The organism is Pseudomonas sp. PH1b (genome assembly GCF_000633395.1).
GTDB lineage: Bacteria > Pseudomonadota > Gammaproteobacteria > Pseudomonadales > Pseudomonadaceae > Aquipseudomonas.
This window is the reverse complement of sequence record NZ_AYMU01000029.1, coordinates 78,500-95,823: the sequence shown is the minus strand read 5'-3', so window position 1 is coordinate 95,823 and position 17,324 is coordinate 78,500. Positions and strand designations below refer to the sequence as shown.

15 protein-coding genes and 1 tRNA gene are annotated in these 17,324 nt (G+C 61.2%); 10 read left to right on the top strand and 6 right to left on the bottom strand.

From position 1 onward, the window contains the following. Positions 1-76: 76 nt before the first annotated feature. From murI to hemA, 5 genes are read right to left on the bottom strand one after another with little or no spacing between them, the layout of a single operon-like run. Positions 77-868, bottom strand: a complete 792-nt coding sequence (gene murI, locus U873_RS0130385; RefSeq protein ID WP_025131835.1) for a glutamate racemase — start codon at positions 866-868, stop codon at positions 77-79. Then, the gene (locus tag U873_RS0130380; protein ID WP_025131834.1) at positions 861-1,616 is read right to left on the bottom strand and encodes a molybdopterin-synthase adenylyltransferase MoeB; all 756 of its coding nucleotides are present in this window, start codon (positions 1,614-1,616) and stop codon (positions 861-863) included. The genes murI and U873_RS0130380 overlap by 8 nt, the downstream gene beginning before the upstream one ends. Next, positions 1,610-2,440 (bottom strand): peptide chain release factor N(5)-glutamine methyltransferase, encoded by an 831-nt coding sequence (gene prmC / locus U873_RS0130375; protein WP_025131833.1) that lies wholly within the window; start codon positions 2,438-2,440, stop codon positions 1,610-1,612. The genes U873_RS0130380 and prmC overlap by 7 nt, the downstream gene beginning before the upstream one ends. Further along, the gene (gene prfA, locus U873_RS0130370; protein ID WP_025131832.1) at positions 2,441-3,523 is read right to left on the bottom strand and encodes a peptide chain release factor 1; all 1,083 of its coding nucleotides are present in this window, start codon (positions 3,521-3,523) and stop codon (positions 2,441-2,443) included. It lies immediately after the preceding gene. Next, positions 3,523-4,797 (bottom strand): glutamyl-tRNA reductase, encoded by a 1,275-nt coding sequence (gene hemA, locus U873_RS0130365; RefSeq protein ID WP_025131831.1) that lies wholly within the window; start codon positions 4,795-4,797, stop codon positions 3,523-3,525. The genes prfA and hemA overlap by 1 nt, the downstream gene beginning before the upstream one ends. Before the next feature lie 347 nt (positions 4,798-5,144). On the opposite strand from hemA, the gene U873_RS0130360 reads away from it, so the two are divergent. From U873_RS0130360 to U873_RS0130315, 10 genes are all read left to right on the top strand, one after another. Then, positions 5,145-6,869 (top strand): tetratricopeptide repeat protein, encoded by a 1,725-nt coding sequence (locus U873_RS0130360; protein WP_025131830.1) that lies wholly within the window; start codon positions 5,145-5,147, stop codon positions 6,867-6,869. 4 nt (positions 6,870-6,873) lie between these two features. Further along, positions 6,874-7,491: a lipoprotein insertase outer membrane protein LolB gene (lolB, locus tag U873_RS0130355; RefSeq protein WP_025131829.1), complete on the top strand. Its 618-nt coding sequence runs from the start codon at positions 6,874-6,876 to the stop codon at positions 7,489-7,491. 1 nt (position 7,492) lies between these two features. Next, the gene (ispE, locus tag U873_RS0130350; RefSeq protein ID WP_025131828.1) at positions 7,493-8,344 is read left to right on the top strand and encodes a 4-(cytidine 5'-diphospho)-2-C-methyl-D-erythritol kinase; all 852 of its coding nucleotides are present in this window, start codon (positions 7,493-7,495) and stop codon (positions 8,342-8,344) included. A gap of 36 nt (positions 8,345-8,380) precedes the next feature. Continuing rightward, positions 8,381-8,455: transfer RNA gene (locus U873_RS0130345), tRNA-Gln, on the top strand. 47 nt (positions 8,456-8,502) lie between these two features. Beyond that, a complete protein-coding gene (locus U873_RS0130340; RefSeq protein WP_003171603.1) occupies positions 8,503-9,444 on the top strand; it encodes a ribose-phosphate pyrophosphokinase in 942 nt (313 codons plus the stop codon). A gap of 138 nt (positions 9,445-9,582) precedes the next feature. Continuing rightward, positions 9,583-10,185, top strand: coding sequence for a 50S ribosomal protein L25/general stress protein Ctc (locus U873_RS0130335; RefSeq protein ID WP_025131827.1), 603 nt, complete (start codon positions 9,583-9,585; stop codon positions 10,183-10,185). 168 nt (positions 10,186-10,353) lie between these two features. After that, the gene (pth, locus tag U873_RS0130330; protein ID WP_025131826.1) at positions 10,354-10,938 is read left to right on the top strand and encodes an aminoacyl-tRNA hydrolase; all 585 of its coding nucleotides are present in this window, start codon (positions 10,354-10,356) and stop codon (positions 10,936-10,938) included. Between the two features lie 23 nt (positions 10,939-10,961). Continuing rightward, positions 10,962-12,062: a redox-regulated ATPase YchF gene (gene ychF, locus U873_RS0130325; RefSeq protein WP_025131825.1), complete on the top strand. Its 1,101-nt coding sequence runs from the start codon at positions 10,962-10,964 to the stop codon at positions 12,060-12,062. Positions 12,063-12,392: 330 nt separating this feature from the next. Then, positions 12,393-13,322, top strand: coding sequence for a LysR family transcriptional regulator (locus U873_RS0130320; protein ID WP_025131824.1), 930 nt, complete (start codon positions 12,393-12,395; stop codon positions 13,320-13,322). 407 nt (positions 13,323-13,729) lie between these two features. Next, entirely contained in the window at positions 13,730-15,013 is a 1,284-nt protein-coding gene (locus U873_RS0130315) for an OprO/OprP family phosphate-selective porin (protein WP_029978774.1), read from the top strand. Between the two features lie 145 nt (positions 15,014-15,158). Here U873_RS0130315 and U873_RS0130310 read toward each other — a convergent pair whose 3' ends face one another. After that, on the bottom strand, positions 15,159-17,213 hold the full coding sequence (locus U873_RS0130310) for a TonB-dependent receptor domain-containing protein (RefSeq protein ID WP_025131822.1): 2,055 nt from the start codon (positions 17,211-17,213) through the stop codon (positions 15,159-15,161). Positions 17,214-17,324 lie beyond the last annotated feature (111 nt).

Below are 17,324 nucleotides of genomic sequence, written 5' to 3'. Positions count from 1 at the left end.
CAACCTCGTGACTTGGTTATAGAAGTCCGGGCCCGCTCGGAAGTTCAGCGCCAGCAGCGGGTATTTCACGTTTTTTTCACAATTCGAAAGACTGGACCCTGCCGGACTCTTTCCACAGCACTGGCAGGACCTTGGCGAAGTGCGCTACATCGCCGCTGGTCCAGAACCGGGTTTCCTGTGCCGGCCCCCGAGCGAGCAGATCGCCTTCGCCCAGCAGGCGCTGCAACTGACGGGCCACGGCGGCCCCGGTGTCGATCAGGCTGATGTGTCCGGGCAATATCTGCGCCAGCAGCGGCTTGAGAAATGGATAGTGGGTGCATCCCAGAATGATGGTGTCGCAGTCCGCGGCCAGCAACGGTGCCACATAACCCTGCAGCATCTGGCGCACAGCGGCGCTGTGCAGGTCACCGTTCTCGATCATCTCCACCAGGCCCGGGCAGGGCTGGGTGACGACTTTCACGTCAGCGGCAAAACGATCCAGCAAGGCGGCGAACTTGGCGCTCTGCAAGGTGCCGGTGGTGGCCAGCACCCCGACCACACCGCTGCGGGTTGCAGCTGCCGCGGGCTTGACCGCAGGCTCCATGCCGACGATGGGCCAGTCCGGGTAATCCCGGCGCAAGTCGGCCACTCCGGCCACGGTGGCGGTATTGCAGGCCAGGACCAGGGCCTTGGCGCCCTGTTCGCGAAAGTACTGCGCCATCAGGGCACAACGCTGGCGAATGAACTCCGGGGTCTTTTCGCCATAGGGGATATACCCGCAATCGCCAAAGTACAGCAGCGATTCGTTGGGAAGCCGTTGCTGTATTTCCGCCAGCACCGACAGGCCACCAACACCGGAATCGAACACCGCAATGGGCGCTTCACTCATGATGAACTCCGCAGACACGGCAACCGGGGTCACGCTTGACGCGCAGCTCACGAAAGCGCGTCCCCAGAGCGTCGATCAATAACAGTCGGCCCACCAGAGGCTCACCAAACCCGGCCAGCAACTTCAGGGCTTCCAGTGCCTGCAGGCTGCCCACGGTGCCCACCAGCGGGCCGAGCACCCCGGCTTCGCTGCAGCTCAGTTCGGCCTCGCTGCCGTGCCCATACAGGCAGTGATAACAAGGGCTTTCCGGGCGTCGCGGGTCGAACACCGACAACTGCCCTTCGAGGCGAATCGCCGCACCACTGACCAACGGCTTGCCGGCCGCCACGCAAGCGGCATTCACCGCCTCGCGGGTGCTGAAGTTGTCAGAGCAATCGAGCACCAGGTCCACCGCGATCACCGCAGCGGCCAGGCTGTCGACATCCAGTGCCTGACGATGGGGCACCAAGTGGATTTCCGGGTTCAGGGCAGACAGGCGGCTGATGGCCGAATCCACCTTGCCGACCCCGACGCTGTGGCTGTCGTGGATGATCTGACGCTGCAGGTTGGTCAGGTCCACGCTGTCGAAATCCGCCAGGTGCAGCTCACCGACACCGGCCGCCGCCAGGTACAGGGCCGCAGGCGCCCCCAGGCCACCCAGGCCGACGATCAGTACCCGGCTCTGCTTGAGGCGCAACTGACCGTCGATATCGACGTGCTGCAACAGAATCTGTCGGCTATAGCGCAACAGCTCCTGATCGGTCAGCACGGCAGGCATCCGAGGCTGATGCGCTCATGCCCGCCGAGGTCGACCCGGCTGTGGACTTCGATGAAGCCCTGGGCGGCCAGCAATTGGCGGACCGCCGCGGCCTGGTCGTAGCCATGTTCCAGCATCAGCCAGCCACCGGCTTCCAGGTGTTGCGGGGCCTGGGCGACGATCAAGCGCAGGTCATCCAGGCCATCCTTGCCGGCCACCAGGGCGCTTTCCGGCTCGAAACGCACATCACCGGCCACCAGGTGAGGATCGGCCTCGGCAATGTACGGCGGGTTGCTGATGATCAAGTTGAAGCGCTGGGACTCGATGGAGCTGAACCAGTGGCTGCTGAGCACCGTGACGTTGTCCAGTTGCAGACGCTGACGATTGCGCTCGGCCAGGGCCACGGCTTCCAGCACCCGGTCCAGCGCCGTGACCTTCCAGGCCGGACGCTCGCTGGCCAGGGCCAGGGCGATGGCACCGCTGCCGGTGCCCAGGTCGAGCACCTTGGCTGGGGTGGCCGGCAACAGTTCAAGGGCCGCCTCCACCAGCAACTCGGTGTCCGGACGGGGGATCAGTGTGTGGGGCGCCACTTCCAGGTCGAGCTTCCAGAAACCCTGCTGGCCCAGGATATAGGCCACCGGCTCGCCGGCGCGACGCCGTTGCAGATAGTCGGCAAACAGCAGCGCGGCCTCGCTGGGCACGATGCGCTCCGGCCAGGTGTGGAGAAAACTGCGAGGCTTGCCCAGCGCCGCGGCCAGAAGCAGTTCGGCATCCAGTCGCGGGGTGGGCGAATCGGGCAGTTGGGCGGCGCGCAGCAGGCTGGCAATAATGGTCATTTACTCACCCAATGCCGCAAGTTGATCGGCCTGATATTCCGCCAACAGCGGTTCGATCACCGCATCCACGCCCCCGGCAAGGATCTCGTCCAGGGAGTAGAGGGTCAGGTTGACCCGGTGATCAGTGACACGTCCCTGCGGAAAGTTGTAAGTGCGAATGCGCTCGGAACGGTCCCCCGAGCCCACCAGCAGCTTGCGCTCGCTGGCGATGGCATTGGCCGCGGCGCTGGTCTGCTGGTCGTTGAGCTTGGCCGATAGCCAGGACATGGCCCGGGCCCGGTTCTTGTGCTGGGAGCGCTCTTCCTGGCATTCCACCACGATGCCCGAAGGAATGTGGGTGATGCGGATCGCCGAATCGGTCTTGTTGACGTGCTGGCCGCCAGCCCCGGAGGAGCGATAGGTGTCGATGCGCAGGTCGGCCGGGTTGATCTCGATGGCTTCCTGCTCGTCCGGCTCCGGCAGCACCGCCACGGTGCAGGCCGAGGTGTGGATCCGCCCCTGGGATTCGGTAGCCGGCACCCGCTGCACGCGATGCGCACCGGACTCGAACTTCAGCTTGCCGTAGACGTTTTCGCCTTCGACCCGGGCAATGACTTCTTTATAGCCGCCGTGCTCGCCCTCGTTCTCCGAGAGGATCTCCAGCCGCCAGCCACGTCGCTCGGCATAGCGCGAGTACATGCGGAACAGGTCGCCGGAGAAGATCGCCGCCTCATCACCGCCGGTGCCGGCACGGATTTCCAGGAACACGTTGCGCCCATCGTTCGGGTCCTTGGGCAGCAGCATGCGCTGCAGGCGGCTTTCCAGCTCGGCCAGTTGCTCCTTGGCTTCGCGCACTTCCTCGGCAGCCATTTCCCGCAGGTCCGGGTCGCTGTCCTTGAGCAGGGCCTGGGCGCCTTCGAGGTCCGCCTGGACCTTGAGCACTTGTTGATAGGAAGCCACGATCGGCTCGACTTCCGCGTACTCCTTGGAATAGGCGCGGAACTTGGCCTGATCGGCGATGACTTCGCCATCACCGAGCAAGGCGGTCAATTCCTCGAAGCGGTCCTGGAGAATATCCAGCTTATTGAGCAGTGACGCTTTCATTACGGGGTTTTATCCGAAGAGCCCTCACCGAGGGCAAAGAGTTCTTGGGCCATGGCCAGCGCATCGAGGCGGCCTTCGGCAGACAACTTTTTCAGCTGCACGCTCGGCGCATGCAGCAATTTATTGGTCAGGCCGCGGGCCAGTTGGGCCAGCACGTCCTCGGCACCACTGCCGTTGGCCAGCATGCGCAGGGCCTTCTGCAACTCTTCGTCGCGCAGGCGTTCGCTCTGCTGGCGATAGGCCTTGAGCACGTCCACCGCCGCCAGTTCCCGCAGGCGCACCATGAAGTCTTCGGCGCCGATGTTCACCAGTTCCTCGGCCGCCTGGGCCGCGCCCTGGCGGCTCTTGAGGTTTTCCGCGACCACTTCGTGCAGGTCGTCGACGGTGTAGAGATAAACGTCGTCCAACTCGCCGACTTCAGGCTCGATATCCCGGGGAACGGCGATATCCACCATGAAAATCGGCTTGTGCTTGCGCAACTTCAAGGCACTTTCCACGGCACCCTTCCCGAGAATAGGTAGCTGGCTGGCCGTCGAGCTGATGACGATATCGCTGTGCACCAGCTCCTGGGGAATCTCCGACAACAACACCGCGTGGGCACCGAACTGTTCGGCCAGGAGGCTGGCCCGTTCCAGGGTGCGGTTGGCTACCACGATACGTTTCACGCCCAGGTCATGCAGGTGCCGGGCGACCAGGGTAATGGTCTCGCCCGCACCGATCAGCAACGCCTGGCTGCGCTGCAGATCGCTGAAGATCTGTTTCGCCAGGCTCACCGCGGCGAAGGCCACGGAGACCGGGTTCTCGCCGATGGCCGTGTCAGTGCGCACTTGCTTGGCGGCGCTGAAGGTCGCCTGGAACAGCCGGCCCAGCAGCGGGCCGACGGTGCCGGCCTCACGGGCCACAGCGTAGGCGGATTTCATCTGCCCAAGGATCTGTGGCTCGCCCAGCACCAGGGAATCGAGCCCCGAGGCGACCCGCATCATGTGACGAACTGCCGCATCATCTTCATGCACATAGGCACTGGCGCGCAGCTCGTCCAGGCTCAGATGGTGATATTCCGCCAGCCAGCGCAGCACCACATCCGCAGAAAGATGATCCTGTTCTATATAGAGCTCACTGCGATTGCAGGTGGAGAGGATCGCAGCTTCGCGGCTGTCGGTGAGTCGGCAGAGCTGCTGCAAGGCCTCAACCAGCTGCTCAGGGGTAAAGGCCACGCGCTCGCGGACGTCTACAGAAGCAGTCTTGTGGTTAATACCGAGTGCAAGGAAGGCCATTCAAGGTCGCTGATGATGTCGAGAAGCCGGCAATTGTCCTACTTCGACCGACGCAGAACAACTCCCGCCGACTATTGTCCTAGTTTTGTGCCAAAACTCGCCGAGCGAAGATCAGGCAAGGCGAAAACAGGCAAGGAAGCGGAGTTTAGGGGCCTAAATGAGCATTCCGAGCCTGTTTCTGCGTAGCGCCAAGGCCGCCCAGCGCGCAGCATGGTCGAAGCGCAGGCAGTTTTCGCGCAGAAACTAATAGACTGCCTCTGTTCTGGCATCCCGTTGAGTCTCGGTTATGTTTGGCCGAAGGCTTGTGTCATGATGATCCGACCGCAGGTTAGTCGCCCTCTTCCTATATGAATAGATCTTCCGCGTTGCTCCTCGCCTTTGTCTTCCTCAGCGGCTGCCAGTCCCTGGCCACCGTTTCATCGGACGCTCCGTCGCCGGTGGAAGACAGCACCCCAGCCCCTGAAAAGCCCAAGGTCTATTCCTCGTTCAGCGAAGACACCATCTTCAGCCTGCTGAGCGCCGAACTGGCGGGCCAGCGCAATCGTTTCGACATTGCCCTGGACAACTACGTGACCCAGGCCATCAACACCCAGGACCCGGGCATCTCCGAACGAGCCTTTCGCATTGCCGAATACCTGGGCGCCGATCAGGCGGCCCTGGACACCTCGCTGATCTGGGCCAAGAACGCCCCCGACGATCTCGAGGCGCAACGGGCGGCCGCGATCCAGCTGGCCCGCGCCGGACGCTATGACGATTCCATGCTCTATATGGAGAAAGTCCTGCAGGGCAAAGGCGATACCCATTTCGACTTTCTCGCGCTGTCGGCCGCCGACACCGACCAGGACACCCGCAATGGCCTGATGAAAAGCTTCGACCGCCTGCTGCAGAAACACCCGCACAACAGCCAGCTGATCTTCGGCAAGGCCCTGTTGATGCAACAGGACGGCGACGCCAAGGAAGCCCTGACCCTGCTCGAGCAGAACCCGCCGGAAGACGGCGAAGTCGCGCCCCTGCTGTTGCGCGCGCGCCTGCTGCAAAGCCTGAACCGGGGCAAGGAGGCCTTGCCGCTGCTGGAAAAAAGCATTCGCAAGTACCCGGATGACAAGCGCCTGCGCCTGACCTACGCCCGCATGCTGGTGGAACAGGACCGCATGGAAGACGCCAAGACTCAGTTCTCCAGCCTGGTCCAGCAGTACCCGGAAGACGACGAACTGCGTTATTCCCTGGCCCTGGTATGCCTGGAAGCCAAGGCCTGGCAGGAAGCCAAGGGCTACCTGGAAGACCTGATCGCCCGGGAAAGCCACGAGGATTCGGCACACCTGAACCTGGGCCGCATCGCCGAAGAACTCAACGACCCGCAAGGGGCGCTGATCGAATACGCCCAGGTCGGCCCGGGTAACGATTACCTGCCGGCGCAGCTGCGCCAGGCCGATATCCTGATGAACAACGGGCGCACCGACGAGGCCCAGAAGCGCCTGGTGGCAGCACGTGATGCCCAGCCCGACTACGCCATCCAGCTGTACCTGATCGAAGTCGAGACCCTGTCGGCGAACAATCAGGGGGAGCGCGCCTGGAAAGTCATCCAGCAGGCCCTGCAGCAATACCCCGACGACATGAACCTGCTCTACACCCGCGCCATGCAGGCGGAAAAACGCAATGACCTGGCACAGATGGAAAAAGACCTGCGCCTGATCATCCAGCGCGAACCGGACAACGCCATGGCGCTGAACGCCCTGGGCTACACGCTGTCGGATCGGACCACACGCTACGCCGAGGCCAAGGCGCTGATCGAACAGGCGCATCAGCTGACGCCGGAAGACCCGGCAGTACTCGACAGCCTGGGCTGGGTGAACTTCCGCCTTGGCAACCTCGACGAGGCTGAACGCCTGCTGCGCCAGGCCCTGGAGCGCTTTCCCGACCAGGAGGTCGCGGCGCACCTGGGTGAAGTGCTGTGGCATAACGACAAGCAGCGCGAAGCGAAGCAGATCTGGAGCAAGTTCATCAAGGACCAGCCAGACAGCCCCGTGCTGCGTGACACCATCAAACGCCTGACCGGATCAGAGACTCTTTAAGATTATGTTTTTGCGCCACCTTATCGTTTTCAGTTTCATCGCCCTGCTCGCCGGCTGCGCCGGCTTTGGCGCCCGCGAGTCCGTCCAGGGCCAGGGCAGCCCGGCGCAATGGCGCCTGCACAAAGACCAGTTGAGCGGCCTTGACGGCTGGCAGATCAACGGCAAGATCGGCATCCGCGCGCCCAAGGATTCCGGCAGCGGCACCCTGTTCTGGCTGCAACGCCAGGACTATTACGACATTCGCCTGTCCGGCCCCCTGGGCCGTGGCGCCGCACGCCTGACCGGGCGTCCTGGCCAGGTCAGCCTGGAAGTGGCCAATCAGGGCCGTTATGAAGCCGCCAGCCCGGAAATCCTGCTGGAAGAACAGCTGGGTTGGAAACTGCCGGTGTCGCATCTGGCCTGGTGGGTCCGCGGCCTGCCTGCCCCCAACAGCAAGAGCCGCCTGACCCTGGACGGCGACAGTCACCTGGCAAGCCTGGAGCAGGACGGTTGGTTGGTGGAGTACACCAGCTATACCCAGCAGAACGGCTACTGGCTGCCGGAACGCATCAAACTGCATGGCAACGACCTTGACGTCACTCTGGTGATCAAGGAATGGCTGCCACGCAAGCTGGGGCAATGACATGAGCGCACCCCGCCTGAGCTTGCCCTCCCCGGCCAAGCTCAACCTGATGCTGCACATCCTCGGTCGCCGTGAAGACGGTTATCACCAACTGCAGACCCTCTTTCAGTTCCTCGATTACGGCGACGAGATCACCTTTGCCCTTCGCGATGACGGCGTGATCCAACTGCACACCGAGTTCGAAGGCGTGCCTCACGACAGCAACCTGATCGTCAAGGCAGCCAAAAAACTCCAGCAAGAGTCCGGCTGCAGCCAGGGCATCGATATCTGGATCGACAAGATCCTGCCCATGGGCGGCGGTATCGGCGGCGGCAGTTCCAACGCGGCCACCACCCTGCTGGGGCTCAATCATCTCTGGCAACTGGGCTGGGATGAAGATCGGCTGGCCGTGCTGGGTCTGACCCTGGGCGCCGACGTTCCGGTTTTCGTCCGTGGGCATGCGGCGTTCGCCGAAGGTGTCGGGGAAATACTCACCCCTGAATATCCCGAAGAACCCTGGTATCTGGTACTGGTCCCGCAAGTGTCTGTTAGTACAGCAGAAATTTTTTCCGATCCGCTGTTGACACGTGACACTGCGCCCATTAAAGTGCGCCCCGTTCCCAAGGGAAACAGCAGAAACGACTGCCTTCCGGTAGTCGCAAGGCGTTATCCAGAAGTACGTAACGCATTGAATTTGTTAGGTAAATTTACCGAAGCAAAACTGACTGGAACTGGAAGTTGTGTGTTTGGGGGCTTCCCAAGCAAAGCTGAAGCTGATAAAGTCTCGGCCCTTCTTACAGAGACCCTTACAGGGTTTGTCGCCAAAGGCAGCAACGTTTCGATGTTGCACCGCAAGCTGCAAAGTCTGCTCTAAAGAAACCGGGTACCAGGTACTCGAAGCAACAGATACAGGGGCGTCGCCAAGCGGTAAGGCAGCAGGTTTTGATCCTGCCATGCGTTGGTTCGAATCCAGCCGCCCCTGCCATTTTCCTATACTCATCCAGGTATACCCTCAGCCTTCAGGTACTGCGCGTGTCCAAGATGATGGTCTTTACGGGGAACGCTAACCCCGATCTGGCTCGGCGTGTCGTACGTCAGCTGCATATCCCTCTCGGTGACATATCTGTTGGAAAATTTTCCGACGGCGAGATTACTGCCGAGATCAATGAAAATGTCCGCGGTAAAGACGTCTTCATTATTCAGCCGACTTGTGCTCCGACCAACGATAACCTGATGGAACTCGTCGTGATGGCTGATGCCTTCCGCCGCTCCTCAGCGACTCGTATCACTGCTGTTATTCCTTACTTTGGTTATGCCCGTCAGGATCGCCGTCCGCGTTCCGCACGTGTGGCTATCAGCGCGAAAGTCGTCGCTGACATGCTTACCGTAGTCGGCATCGACCGTGTTCTCACGGTTGACCTGCATGCTGACCAGATTCAGGGTTTCTTCGATATTCCGGTAGATAACATCTACGGCTCCCCGGTTCTGGTGGATGACATCGAAGACCAGCGTTTCGAAAACCTGATGATCGTGTCCCCGGACATTGGCGGCGTCGTGCGTGCACGTGCCGTGGCCAAGTCCCTGGGCGTGGATCTGGGGATCATCGACAAGCGTCGTGAGAAAGCCAATCACTCCGAAGTGATGCATATCATCGGCGACGTCGAAGGACGCACCTGCATTCTGGTCGACGACATGGTCGATACCGCCGGCACTTTGTGCCACGCGGCCAAGGCCCTGAAAGAGCATGGTGCAGCCAAGGTCTTCGCCTACTGCACACACCCAGTGCTGTCGGGTCGGGCGATCGAGAACATTGAAAATTCCGTGCTGGACGAGCTGGTGGTGACCAACACCATCCCGCTGTCCGCTGCAGCACAAGCCTGTGCGCGTATCCGCCAACTGGATATCGCACCGGTAGTTGCCGAAGCGGTTCGCCGCATCAGCAATGAAGAATCGATCAGCGCGATGTTCCGCTAAGGGCTAGCCCTGGCAAAACATCCCGATGACGAAAAGCGCCCCGTCCCAACCTGTGTTGGGACGGGGCTTTTTTGCCCATATCGCCTTTAGCGCTGGTCGCAAACGCTAGGGCGAGTGTGGTTATTTTGGAGATACAACATGAACGATTTTACTCTGAATGCTGAAGTGCGTTCCGACCTGGGGAAAGGTGCGAGCCGCCGCCTGCGTCGTATCGCGAGCCTGGTTCCAGCTGTAGTTTACGGTGGCGACAAAGCCCCTGAATCCATCAGCATGCTGGCCAAAGAAGTGGCCAAGCTGCTGGAAAACGAAGCTGCCTACAGCCACATCATCGAACTGAACGTTGGTGGCACCAAGCAGAACGTCGTGATCAAGGCCCTGCAACGTCACCCGGCCAAAGGCCACGTGATGCACGCTGACTTCGTTCGCGTGGTTGCCGGTCAGAAACTGACCGCCATGGTTCCAGTGCACCTGATCAACGAAGCAGCACCGATCAAGAAAGGCGGCGAGATCTTCCGCGCCACCACCGAGATCGAAGTATCCTGCCTGCCGAAAGACCTGCCTGAGTTCATCGAAGTCGACATGGCTGAGACCGACATCGGCACCGTCATTCACCTGTCCAACCTCAAGGCCCCTAAAGGCGTTGAGTTCGTCGCTCTGGCACACGGCAACGACCTGGCAGTAGCCAACGTCTACGCTCCACGTGTTGCTCAAGACGCCGCAGAAGAAGGCGCTGCAGAGTAATTATTCACTCTGACGCCGGAGTGAGCGGAATACATCGCGGACTGGAACGTAGCGAGAAAGCGGGCGAGAACGCGAGGTTTGCCGCAAGGTAACCCAGCTTTGTCGTCCACTTTCGCCGCAGCCTGATCGCGGCGATGTTTTCCACCACTCCACAGAAGGGCCCCTATCGTGACTGCCATCAAACTGATCGTTGGCCTGGGTAATCCAGGCACCGAATACGAACAGACCCGGCATAACGCAGGGGCCCTTTTTGTTGAGCGCATCGCCGAGAAACAAGGGATCAACCTTGTCGCCGATCGCAAATATTTCGGCCTGACCGGGCGCTTCAGTCACCAGGGTCAGGACATTCGTCTGTTGATTCCCACCACCTACATGAACCGCAGCGGCCAGGCCGTGGCGGCGCTTGCCGGCTTCTTCCGCATCAAGCCGGAAGAGATCCTGGTGGCCCACGACGAACTCGACCTGCCACCCGGCGTCGCCAAGCTCAAGACCGGCGGCGGCCATGGCGGGCACAACGGACTGCGGGACATCATCGCGCAGCTCGGCAACCAGAATACCTTTCACCGCCTGCGGCTCGGCATTGGCCACCCGGGTGTTGCCAGTATGGTTTCAAACTTTGTCCTGGGTCGTGCGCCACGCGCCGAACAGGAAAAACTCGATGCCAGCATCGATTTTGCCCTCGGCGTGCTGCCGGATATCCTCGCCGGGGAATGGAACCGTGCGATGAAAAACCTGCACAGCCAGAAGGCCTGACTCTACTCCTCGGGGAATACACCATGGGATTCAATTGCGGCATCGTCGGCCTGCCTAACGTCGGCAAGTCCACCCTGTTCAACGCCCTGACCAAGTCCGGGATCGCGGCCGAGAACTTCCCCTTCTGCACCATCGAGCCCAACAGCGGTATCGTGCCAATGCCCGATCCACGCCTGGACGCCCTGGCGGCGATCGTGGTGCCGGAACGCGTGCTGCCCACCACCATGGAGTTCGTCGACATCGCCGGCCTGGTGGCTGGTGCCTCGAAAGGTGAAGGCCTGGGCAACAAGTTCCTGGCCAACATCCGCGAAACCGATGCCATTGCCCACGTGGTCCGCTGCTTCGAAGACGACAACGTGATCCACGTGTCCAACAGCGTCGACCCCAAGCGCGACATCGAGATCATCGACCTGGAGCTGATCTTCGCCGACCTCGACAGCTGCGAGAAGCAACTGCAGAAAGTCGCGCGCAACGCCAAGGGCGGTGACAAGGATGCCGTGGCCCAGAAGGCCCTGCTGGAACAGCTGATTGCCCACTTCACCGAAGGCAAGCCGGCTCGCAGCCTGATGAAGGACATGAGCAGCGACGAGAAGCTGATCATCCGCGGCTTCCACCTGCTGACCACCAAGCCGGTGATGTACATCGCCAACGTCGCTGAAGACGGTTTCGAGAACAACCCGCTGCTGGACGTGGTCAAGGCCATCGCCGACGAAGAAGGCGCGATCGTGGTGCCGGTGTGCAACAAGATCGAAGCGGAAATCGCCGAGCTCGATGACGGTGAAGAGAAAGACATGTTCCTCGAGGCCCTGGGCCTGGAAGAGCCTGGCTTGAACCGGGTAATCCGCGCCGGTTACGAAATGCTCAACCTGCAGACCTACTTCACCGCCGGCGTGAAGGAAGTACGCGCCTGGACCGTACGCGTCGGCGCCACCGCGCCACAGGCTGCTGCGGTGATCCACACCGACTTCGAGAAAGGCTTCATTCGCGCCGAAGTCATTGCCTACGACGACTTCATCCAGTTCAAGGGTGAAGCCGGTGCCAAGGAAGCCGGTAAATGGCGCCTGGAAGGCAAGGAATACATCGTCAAGGATGGCGACGTGATGCACTTCCGCTTCAACGTCTAACCCGCTGTCGGTTCGACCCGAACCACAACGGACACCAGAACCCCCGTACATCATCAGGATGCACGGGGGTTCTGTTTTTCACGGCCACATGTTTTTCAAGGGCAGCCTGCGCCCAATCTCGCCGAGACAAGAGCAAGCACGCCTTTGCTGCAGCGCCCGACTGAAAGCGGGCCGGCACTCAAGGCGACATAACAGATAAGTAATTTGCCTGCGATGCTGGTGAAAGGCAGCGTTACGTATCCTTGTGCCCGAATATCAGTTCAGGGTGCGTACATGAGGCCTCAAGTCACCGCGATCCATCGCGACAGCAAAGACGCTTAGGGTCTTTGCATGCCAGATGAACAACCGCTCATCCATGCCCAGTCGCTGGACAGCCGTTCTGCTCAATACTTCCTCGCCAGTGCACGTTGTGCGTCGTTCAAACAAGCGGCTCGCAGCCTGAACATCAGTGCATCGGTCCTGCGTAAGAAACTGCTGGCGCTGGAACAGCGTATCGGTACGCCTCTGTTTCTCTACCAGGACAACAGCCTGAGCCTGACCCTGGTGGGCAAGCGATTGCAGGCAGCACTCGCCAGTCACCAGGAGGAGTTGCTGCCTGCCAAGGCCGACAGCACTCGCCAGGGAGTGGTGATTGCGGTGGCGGACATATTGTTGCGAGACATCCTCGCAAGGGACCTGATTGCCTTTCTGCGGCGCAATGCGGCCTCACGACTGGAGCTGATTGCCCTGCATGGCGTGCCCTCGGCCAAGGCCGACATCATGCTGTGGCTGGCCGATCCGGGAAGCCCCCGACCGGATCCCGGCTTCGCCACCACCCAGCCGATCTGCCTGACCCGAATCCGCTATTCGGCCCATGTTGCCAAGCGCTATGTCGCCAAGCCGGCGATGCCCCGACGCATGGAACAGCTGGATGACTACATGCTGGTCCAGGTCAGCAGCCACATGGGCATGCCCGCCCTCGAACCCTGGAACCGGCTGATACGTCGCAGGGCAAACGGCGTGGCACAGACCAGTGATCCGCAGCTGGCCCTGGAGCTGATCAGGAACAGTGCCTGCATCGGCTTGCTGCCCGATTACATCGCCCAGCTGGACAAGACCCTGGTTCCTCTGCCGCAGCTGTTCGATGCCAGCATGCAGCAGTACGCCTGGCTCAGTACCCATGCCCAAGCCGCCGAGCGCGCAGAGGTCAAGGTGCTGGTGGCGCTGATTCAACACGCCTTTGCCAGTCGCAGCGAGTGGTTTACCCCCCAAAACAGCTGAGCCCTCCACGCCTGCTGCCACGAAAGATGCCTGCTCCCATGCCGTATCAGCCTCTTGATACGGCGTGAGAGCAGGAGTCTGGTGTTGCAGATTCACCTTGAAAGAGCCCGGATACAGCAGCCGTTATTTTTTTCCTTCATGTTCCCGACATATTTCCCCTGCCCTGCCCGGCGCCGGCCTGGAGCGCTGCACCCCTTGAAAATCCTGGGCCGGCCAAGGCCCCGAGAGGGTTCACGGGCCGCTGCAATAAAACCGTAACTCGAATGAACAAAAACCTTCATGTGCCCTGACAACTATCCGCCCAGTCGGCCTGCGCACCTGCAGGCACGGCCACCCAAGACATAACGAGAAACGGACAGGAGAGCAGTATGTCGGTCAGAACAACCAGGGCCCCACAGGGCTGCGCAATGCTTTTCAGCCTGCTGAGCGTGGCCATGCCCCTCACCAGCCATGCCGGCACAGTCACCACCGACGGGGCGGATATTGTCGTGAAAACCAAGGGAGGCCTTGAAGTGGCCACCACCGACCAAGCCTTCAGCTTCAAGCTGGGTGGGCGCCTGCAGGCGGACTACGGCCGCTTCGATGGCTACTACACGCGCAATGGCGATACTGCGGACGCCGCCTACTTTCGCCGCGCCTACCTGGAGTTCGGCGGCACCGTCTACCGAGACTGGAAATACCAGATCAACTACGACCTCTCACGCAACGTCGGCAATGACAGCACCGGCTATTTCGACGAAGCGGCCGTGACCTACACCGGCTTCAATCCGCTGAACCTGAAGATCGGCCGCTTCTACACCGATTTCGGCCTGGAAAAGGCCACCAGTTCCAAGTGGGTGACGGCGCTGGAGCGCAACCTCTCCTATGACACTGCCGAATGGGTGAATGACAACAGCGGCATGGGCGTGCAGGCCAACAGCGTGGTGGGCAACCTGGCCTATCTGTCCGCCAGCGTGTTCAGCGAGAACAACAACGACACCGATGGCGACAGCGTCAAGCGCTACAACCTGCGTGGGGTCTTCGCGCCCTGGCACGCGCCGGGTAACGTCCTGCACCTGGGGCTGCAATACGCTTACCGGGATCTCAAGGACAGCGCCGTCGATACCCGCATCCGCTCACGCATGGGCGTGCGTGGCGTCGAGACCAATGGCGGCAACAGTGCCGGCAGCAACGGTAACCGTGGCGTATTCGGCGGAGCCACTGCCCAGTCCGGGTTGTGGAAAGACGACTCGGTCTGGGGACTGGAGGGCGCCTGGGCGATCCAGGCGTTTTCCATCCAGGCCGAATACCTGCGGCGTACCCTCAAGGCCGATAGCGCCGCCAATGACCTCAAGGCCTCGGGCTATTACACCCAACTGGCCTATACCCTCACCGGCGAGCCGCGGATCTACAAACTCGATGGCGCCAAGTTCGACACGATCAAGCCCCAGAACAAAACGCTCGGCGCCTGGGAGCTGTTCTATCGCTATGACGCCATGCAGGTCGAGGACGACAATCTGGTAGCCAGCAGCGCGTTGCGCCAGGTGGGTGACGCCGAGGGCAAGACCCACACCCTGGGGGTCAACTGGTACGCCAACGAAGCCCTGAAACTCAGCGCCAACTACATCAGGGCGAACACCGACAACATCAGCAACGCAGTCGGTGACGACTCCGGGCAGGGCCTGGTGATGCGCATGCAATACGTGTTCTAGCGACCTCGCCGCTGCGTCGCCAGCAAGACGACGCACTGTCACAGGAGGCCCTTCTGGAGCTCTTGCAAACCAGCCCGCGGGGGCCTCAAGTTTCCATTCGTCGCACCTTCAACCCCGTTGCCTGGCAACGGGGTCCTGGCCCACCTCAGAAGTAGGTGGTCGCTCCGGCGAAGAACGCCCGTCCCGGCACGTAGAAGGTGGTCGATCCGTCCCGCAGGTCCTTGTCCAGCAGGTTCTGCACCCCGCCGTTGAGGGTCAGCCACTGGGTCAGCGCCAGGTTCGCGGTCAGGTCGTAGGTGGTGTAGGACTGGACGAAATCATTGCCGATCCCTCGCTGCTTGCCGACGTGCTGCGCCGACAACTCACTGCTCAAGCGGTCATTGACCTGCCAGTCCAGGGCACTGAACAACGATAGTTTGGGCGCATTGATCAACTCTTCGCCGGTGGACAGGTTCTTGCTCTCGAGCATGTAGGTGGCATTGGTGCGCCAGGACAAGGACTCGCCAAACGGCACCCGGGTGGTGCCCTCCCAGCCTCGGGTACGGGCCTTGTCGACGTTTTCCAGCATGGTCCACCAGCGACCCTGATATTGACCCAGCGGACCGTACTCGATCTTGTCGGTGAAGTCGGTGTGGAAGTAGGTCAGCGCCGCTTCCCAACCGTCATGCTCGAAGGACACGCCGACTTCCTTGTTGGTGCTGGTTTCCGGCGTCAGGTTAGGGTTGCCGGCCATCCAGCAACTGCCGGTGACATAACCCAATGGACGCAACGAACCACAGCCACGGCCACCGGACTCGGTCGCCGCACCCGCACTGCCCTCCTTCAGGCTCGGCGCCCGGAACCCCTTGGAAACACCGCCACGCACCGTCCAGTCGGGGTGCGGGTGGTAGACCACATAGGCCCGTGGGCTGTTGTGATTGCCGTACTTGTCGCTGTGGTCGAAGCGGTTGCCCAGGGTCAGGGACAGGTTGTCCAGCAGGAACAGTTCATCCTCGATGAAAGCTGCCGAGACATCACCTTTCAACGTCGAGCCGTTGATCGCCGCCCCCTGATAATCCACCGGCACCGTGCCCAGAGTATCGGTGTTGGTCAGTTCTTCACGCTTCCATTGCCCGCCCACGGTCACCCGTTGATCCAGCAGCAGCTCGAACGGCATGTTGAGGCTGCCCTCGACAATTTTCTCCTCGGAATTGGCTTTGCCCCAATCAATGTCGTTGCGGTACTTGTTCAGGTAAGCGTCGAGCTTTGAGGTGCCAAAGCCCCAATCCCCAACATGGGACAGGATGTAGCTGTCACGAGTCAGGCGGCTCGGACCGAAGGCCCCGCCAACGGTGTCGCCCCAGTCACCAAAGGTCTTCTTCGACGACCAGGAACGCTCCACTCCGTGCACCGCCTCGAATGACAGGCTCTGCGCTTCGTTGATCTGCCAGTCGAGCAAGGCGTTCACACTCTGGTCCTTGGCCCCACCGGCGCCATCGCCGTACATGAACTCGCCGTCGGCGTCGCGACGCGCTTCCACTTCGTCCGCCGCCCGACGGGTTACGTTGGCCCCCAGGCGCAACCCCAGGGAATCGGTCAGCGGGCCAGAAGCATTGAGGCTGTACTGGGTGGTCTGGCCACGATCGGAGTCCTTGGGCACGGTGATGTTGGTGCTGGCCGAACCGCTCCAGGTCCGCGACACCTTGCGGGTAATGATATTGATCACCCCGCCCATGGCGTCCGAACCGTAGAGCGAAGACATCGGCCCGCGCACAATCTCGATGCGCTCGATCATGTTCGGCGAGATCCAGTTCAAATCCTGGCGCGCCAGGTCGCGACGATAGCTCAGGTCTCCGGAACTGCCGACACGCTTGCCGTCCACCAGGATCAATGTGTACTTGTCATCCAACCCCCGCAGCTTGATCTTCGACTGCTCGCCCACCGGGCCGAAACCACCGGTCACCCCGGGCACCCGACGCAACAGGGTGTTGAGGTCGTAGACCGGCTGGCGCTCGATTTCCTCGCGGGTGATGACGCTGACGCTGGCCGGGGCATCCTTGAGGTCAGTGGCGCCCCCGGTAGCAGTGACGAAGGCGGTATCCAATTCCAGTGGCGGCGGGTTGGCAGCATCGTCGGCCTCACTGGCGTACAACGCCGGAGCGGCCAGGCTGACGCCGGCACTGAGCAAAAGGGAATTGAACAGGCAGGAACTGACTTTCATTACAAACGATCCTTGTCGATTCCATGCACCCATAAGGTGCAAAAGGGAGGGGATCGAAGTGTAATGCTAATGATTAGCATTTAGAAATAGAAATATTACAAAGCCGATACA

What these genes read in the sequence shown, in the direction of transcription:
- U873_RS0130335 (WP_025131827.1), top strand. Translation starts at nt 9,583, where the DNA reads ATGAACGATTTTACTCTGAATGCTGAAGTGCGTTCCGACCTGGGGAAA.
- ychF (WP_025131825.1), top strand. Translation starts at nt 10,962, where the DNA reads ATGGGATTCAATTGCGGCATCGTCGGCCTGCCTAACGTCGGCAAGTCC.
- lolB (WP_025131829.1), top strand. Translation starts at nt 6,874, where the DNA reads ATGTTTTTGCGCCACCTTATCGTTTTCAGTTTCATCGCCCTGCTCGCC.
- U873_RS0130360 (WP_025131830.1), top strand. Translation starts at nt 5,145, where the DNA reads ATGAATAGATCTTCCGCGTTGCTCCTCGCCTTTGTCTTCCTCAGCGGC.
- U873_RS0130320 (WP_025131824.1), top strand. Translation starts at nt 12,393, where the DNA reads ATGCCAGATGAACAACCGCTCATCCATGCCCAGTCGCTGGACAGCCGT.
- hemA (WP_025131831.1), bottom strand. Translation starts at nt 4,797, where the DNA reads ATGGCCTTCCTTGCACTCGGTATTAACCACAAGACTGCTTCTGTAGAC.
- prfA (WP_025131832.1), bottom strand. Translation starts at nt 3,523, where the DNA reads ATGAAAGCGTCACTGCTCAATAAGCTGGATATTCTCCAGGACCGCTTC.
- ispE (WP_025131828.1), top strand. Translation starts at nt 7,493, where the DNA reads ATGAGCGCACCCCGCCTGAGCTTGCCCTCCCCGGCCAAGCTCAACCTG.
- U873_RS0130315 (WP_029978774.1), top strand. Translation starts at nt 13,730, where the DNA reads ATGCTTTTCAGCCTGCTGAGCGTGGCCATGCCCCTCACCAGCCATGCC.
- prmC (WP_025131833.1), bottom strand. Translation starts at nt 2,440, where the DNA reads ATGACCATTATTGCCAGCCTGCTGCGCGCCGCCCAACTGCCCGATTCG.
- murI (WP_025131835.1), bottom strand. Translation starts at nt 868, where the DNA reads ATGAGTGAAGCGCCCATTGCGGTGTTCGATTCCGGTGTTGGTGGCCTG.
- U873_RS0130310 (WP_025131822.1), bottom strand. Translation starts at nt 17,213, where the DNA reads ATGAAAGTCAGTTCCTGCCTGTTCAATTCCCTTTTGCTCAGTGCCGGC.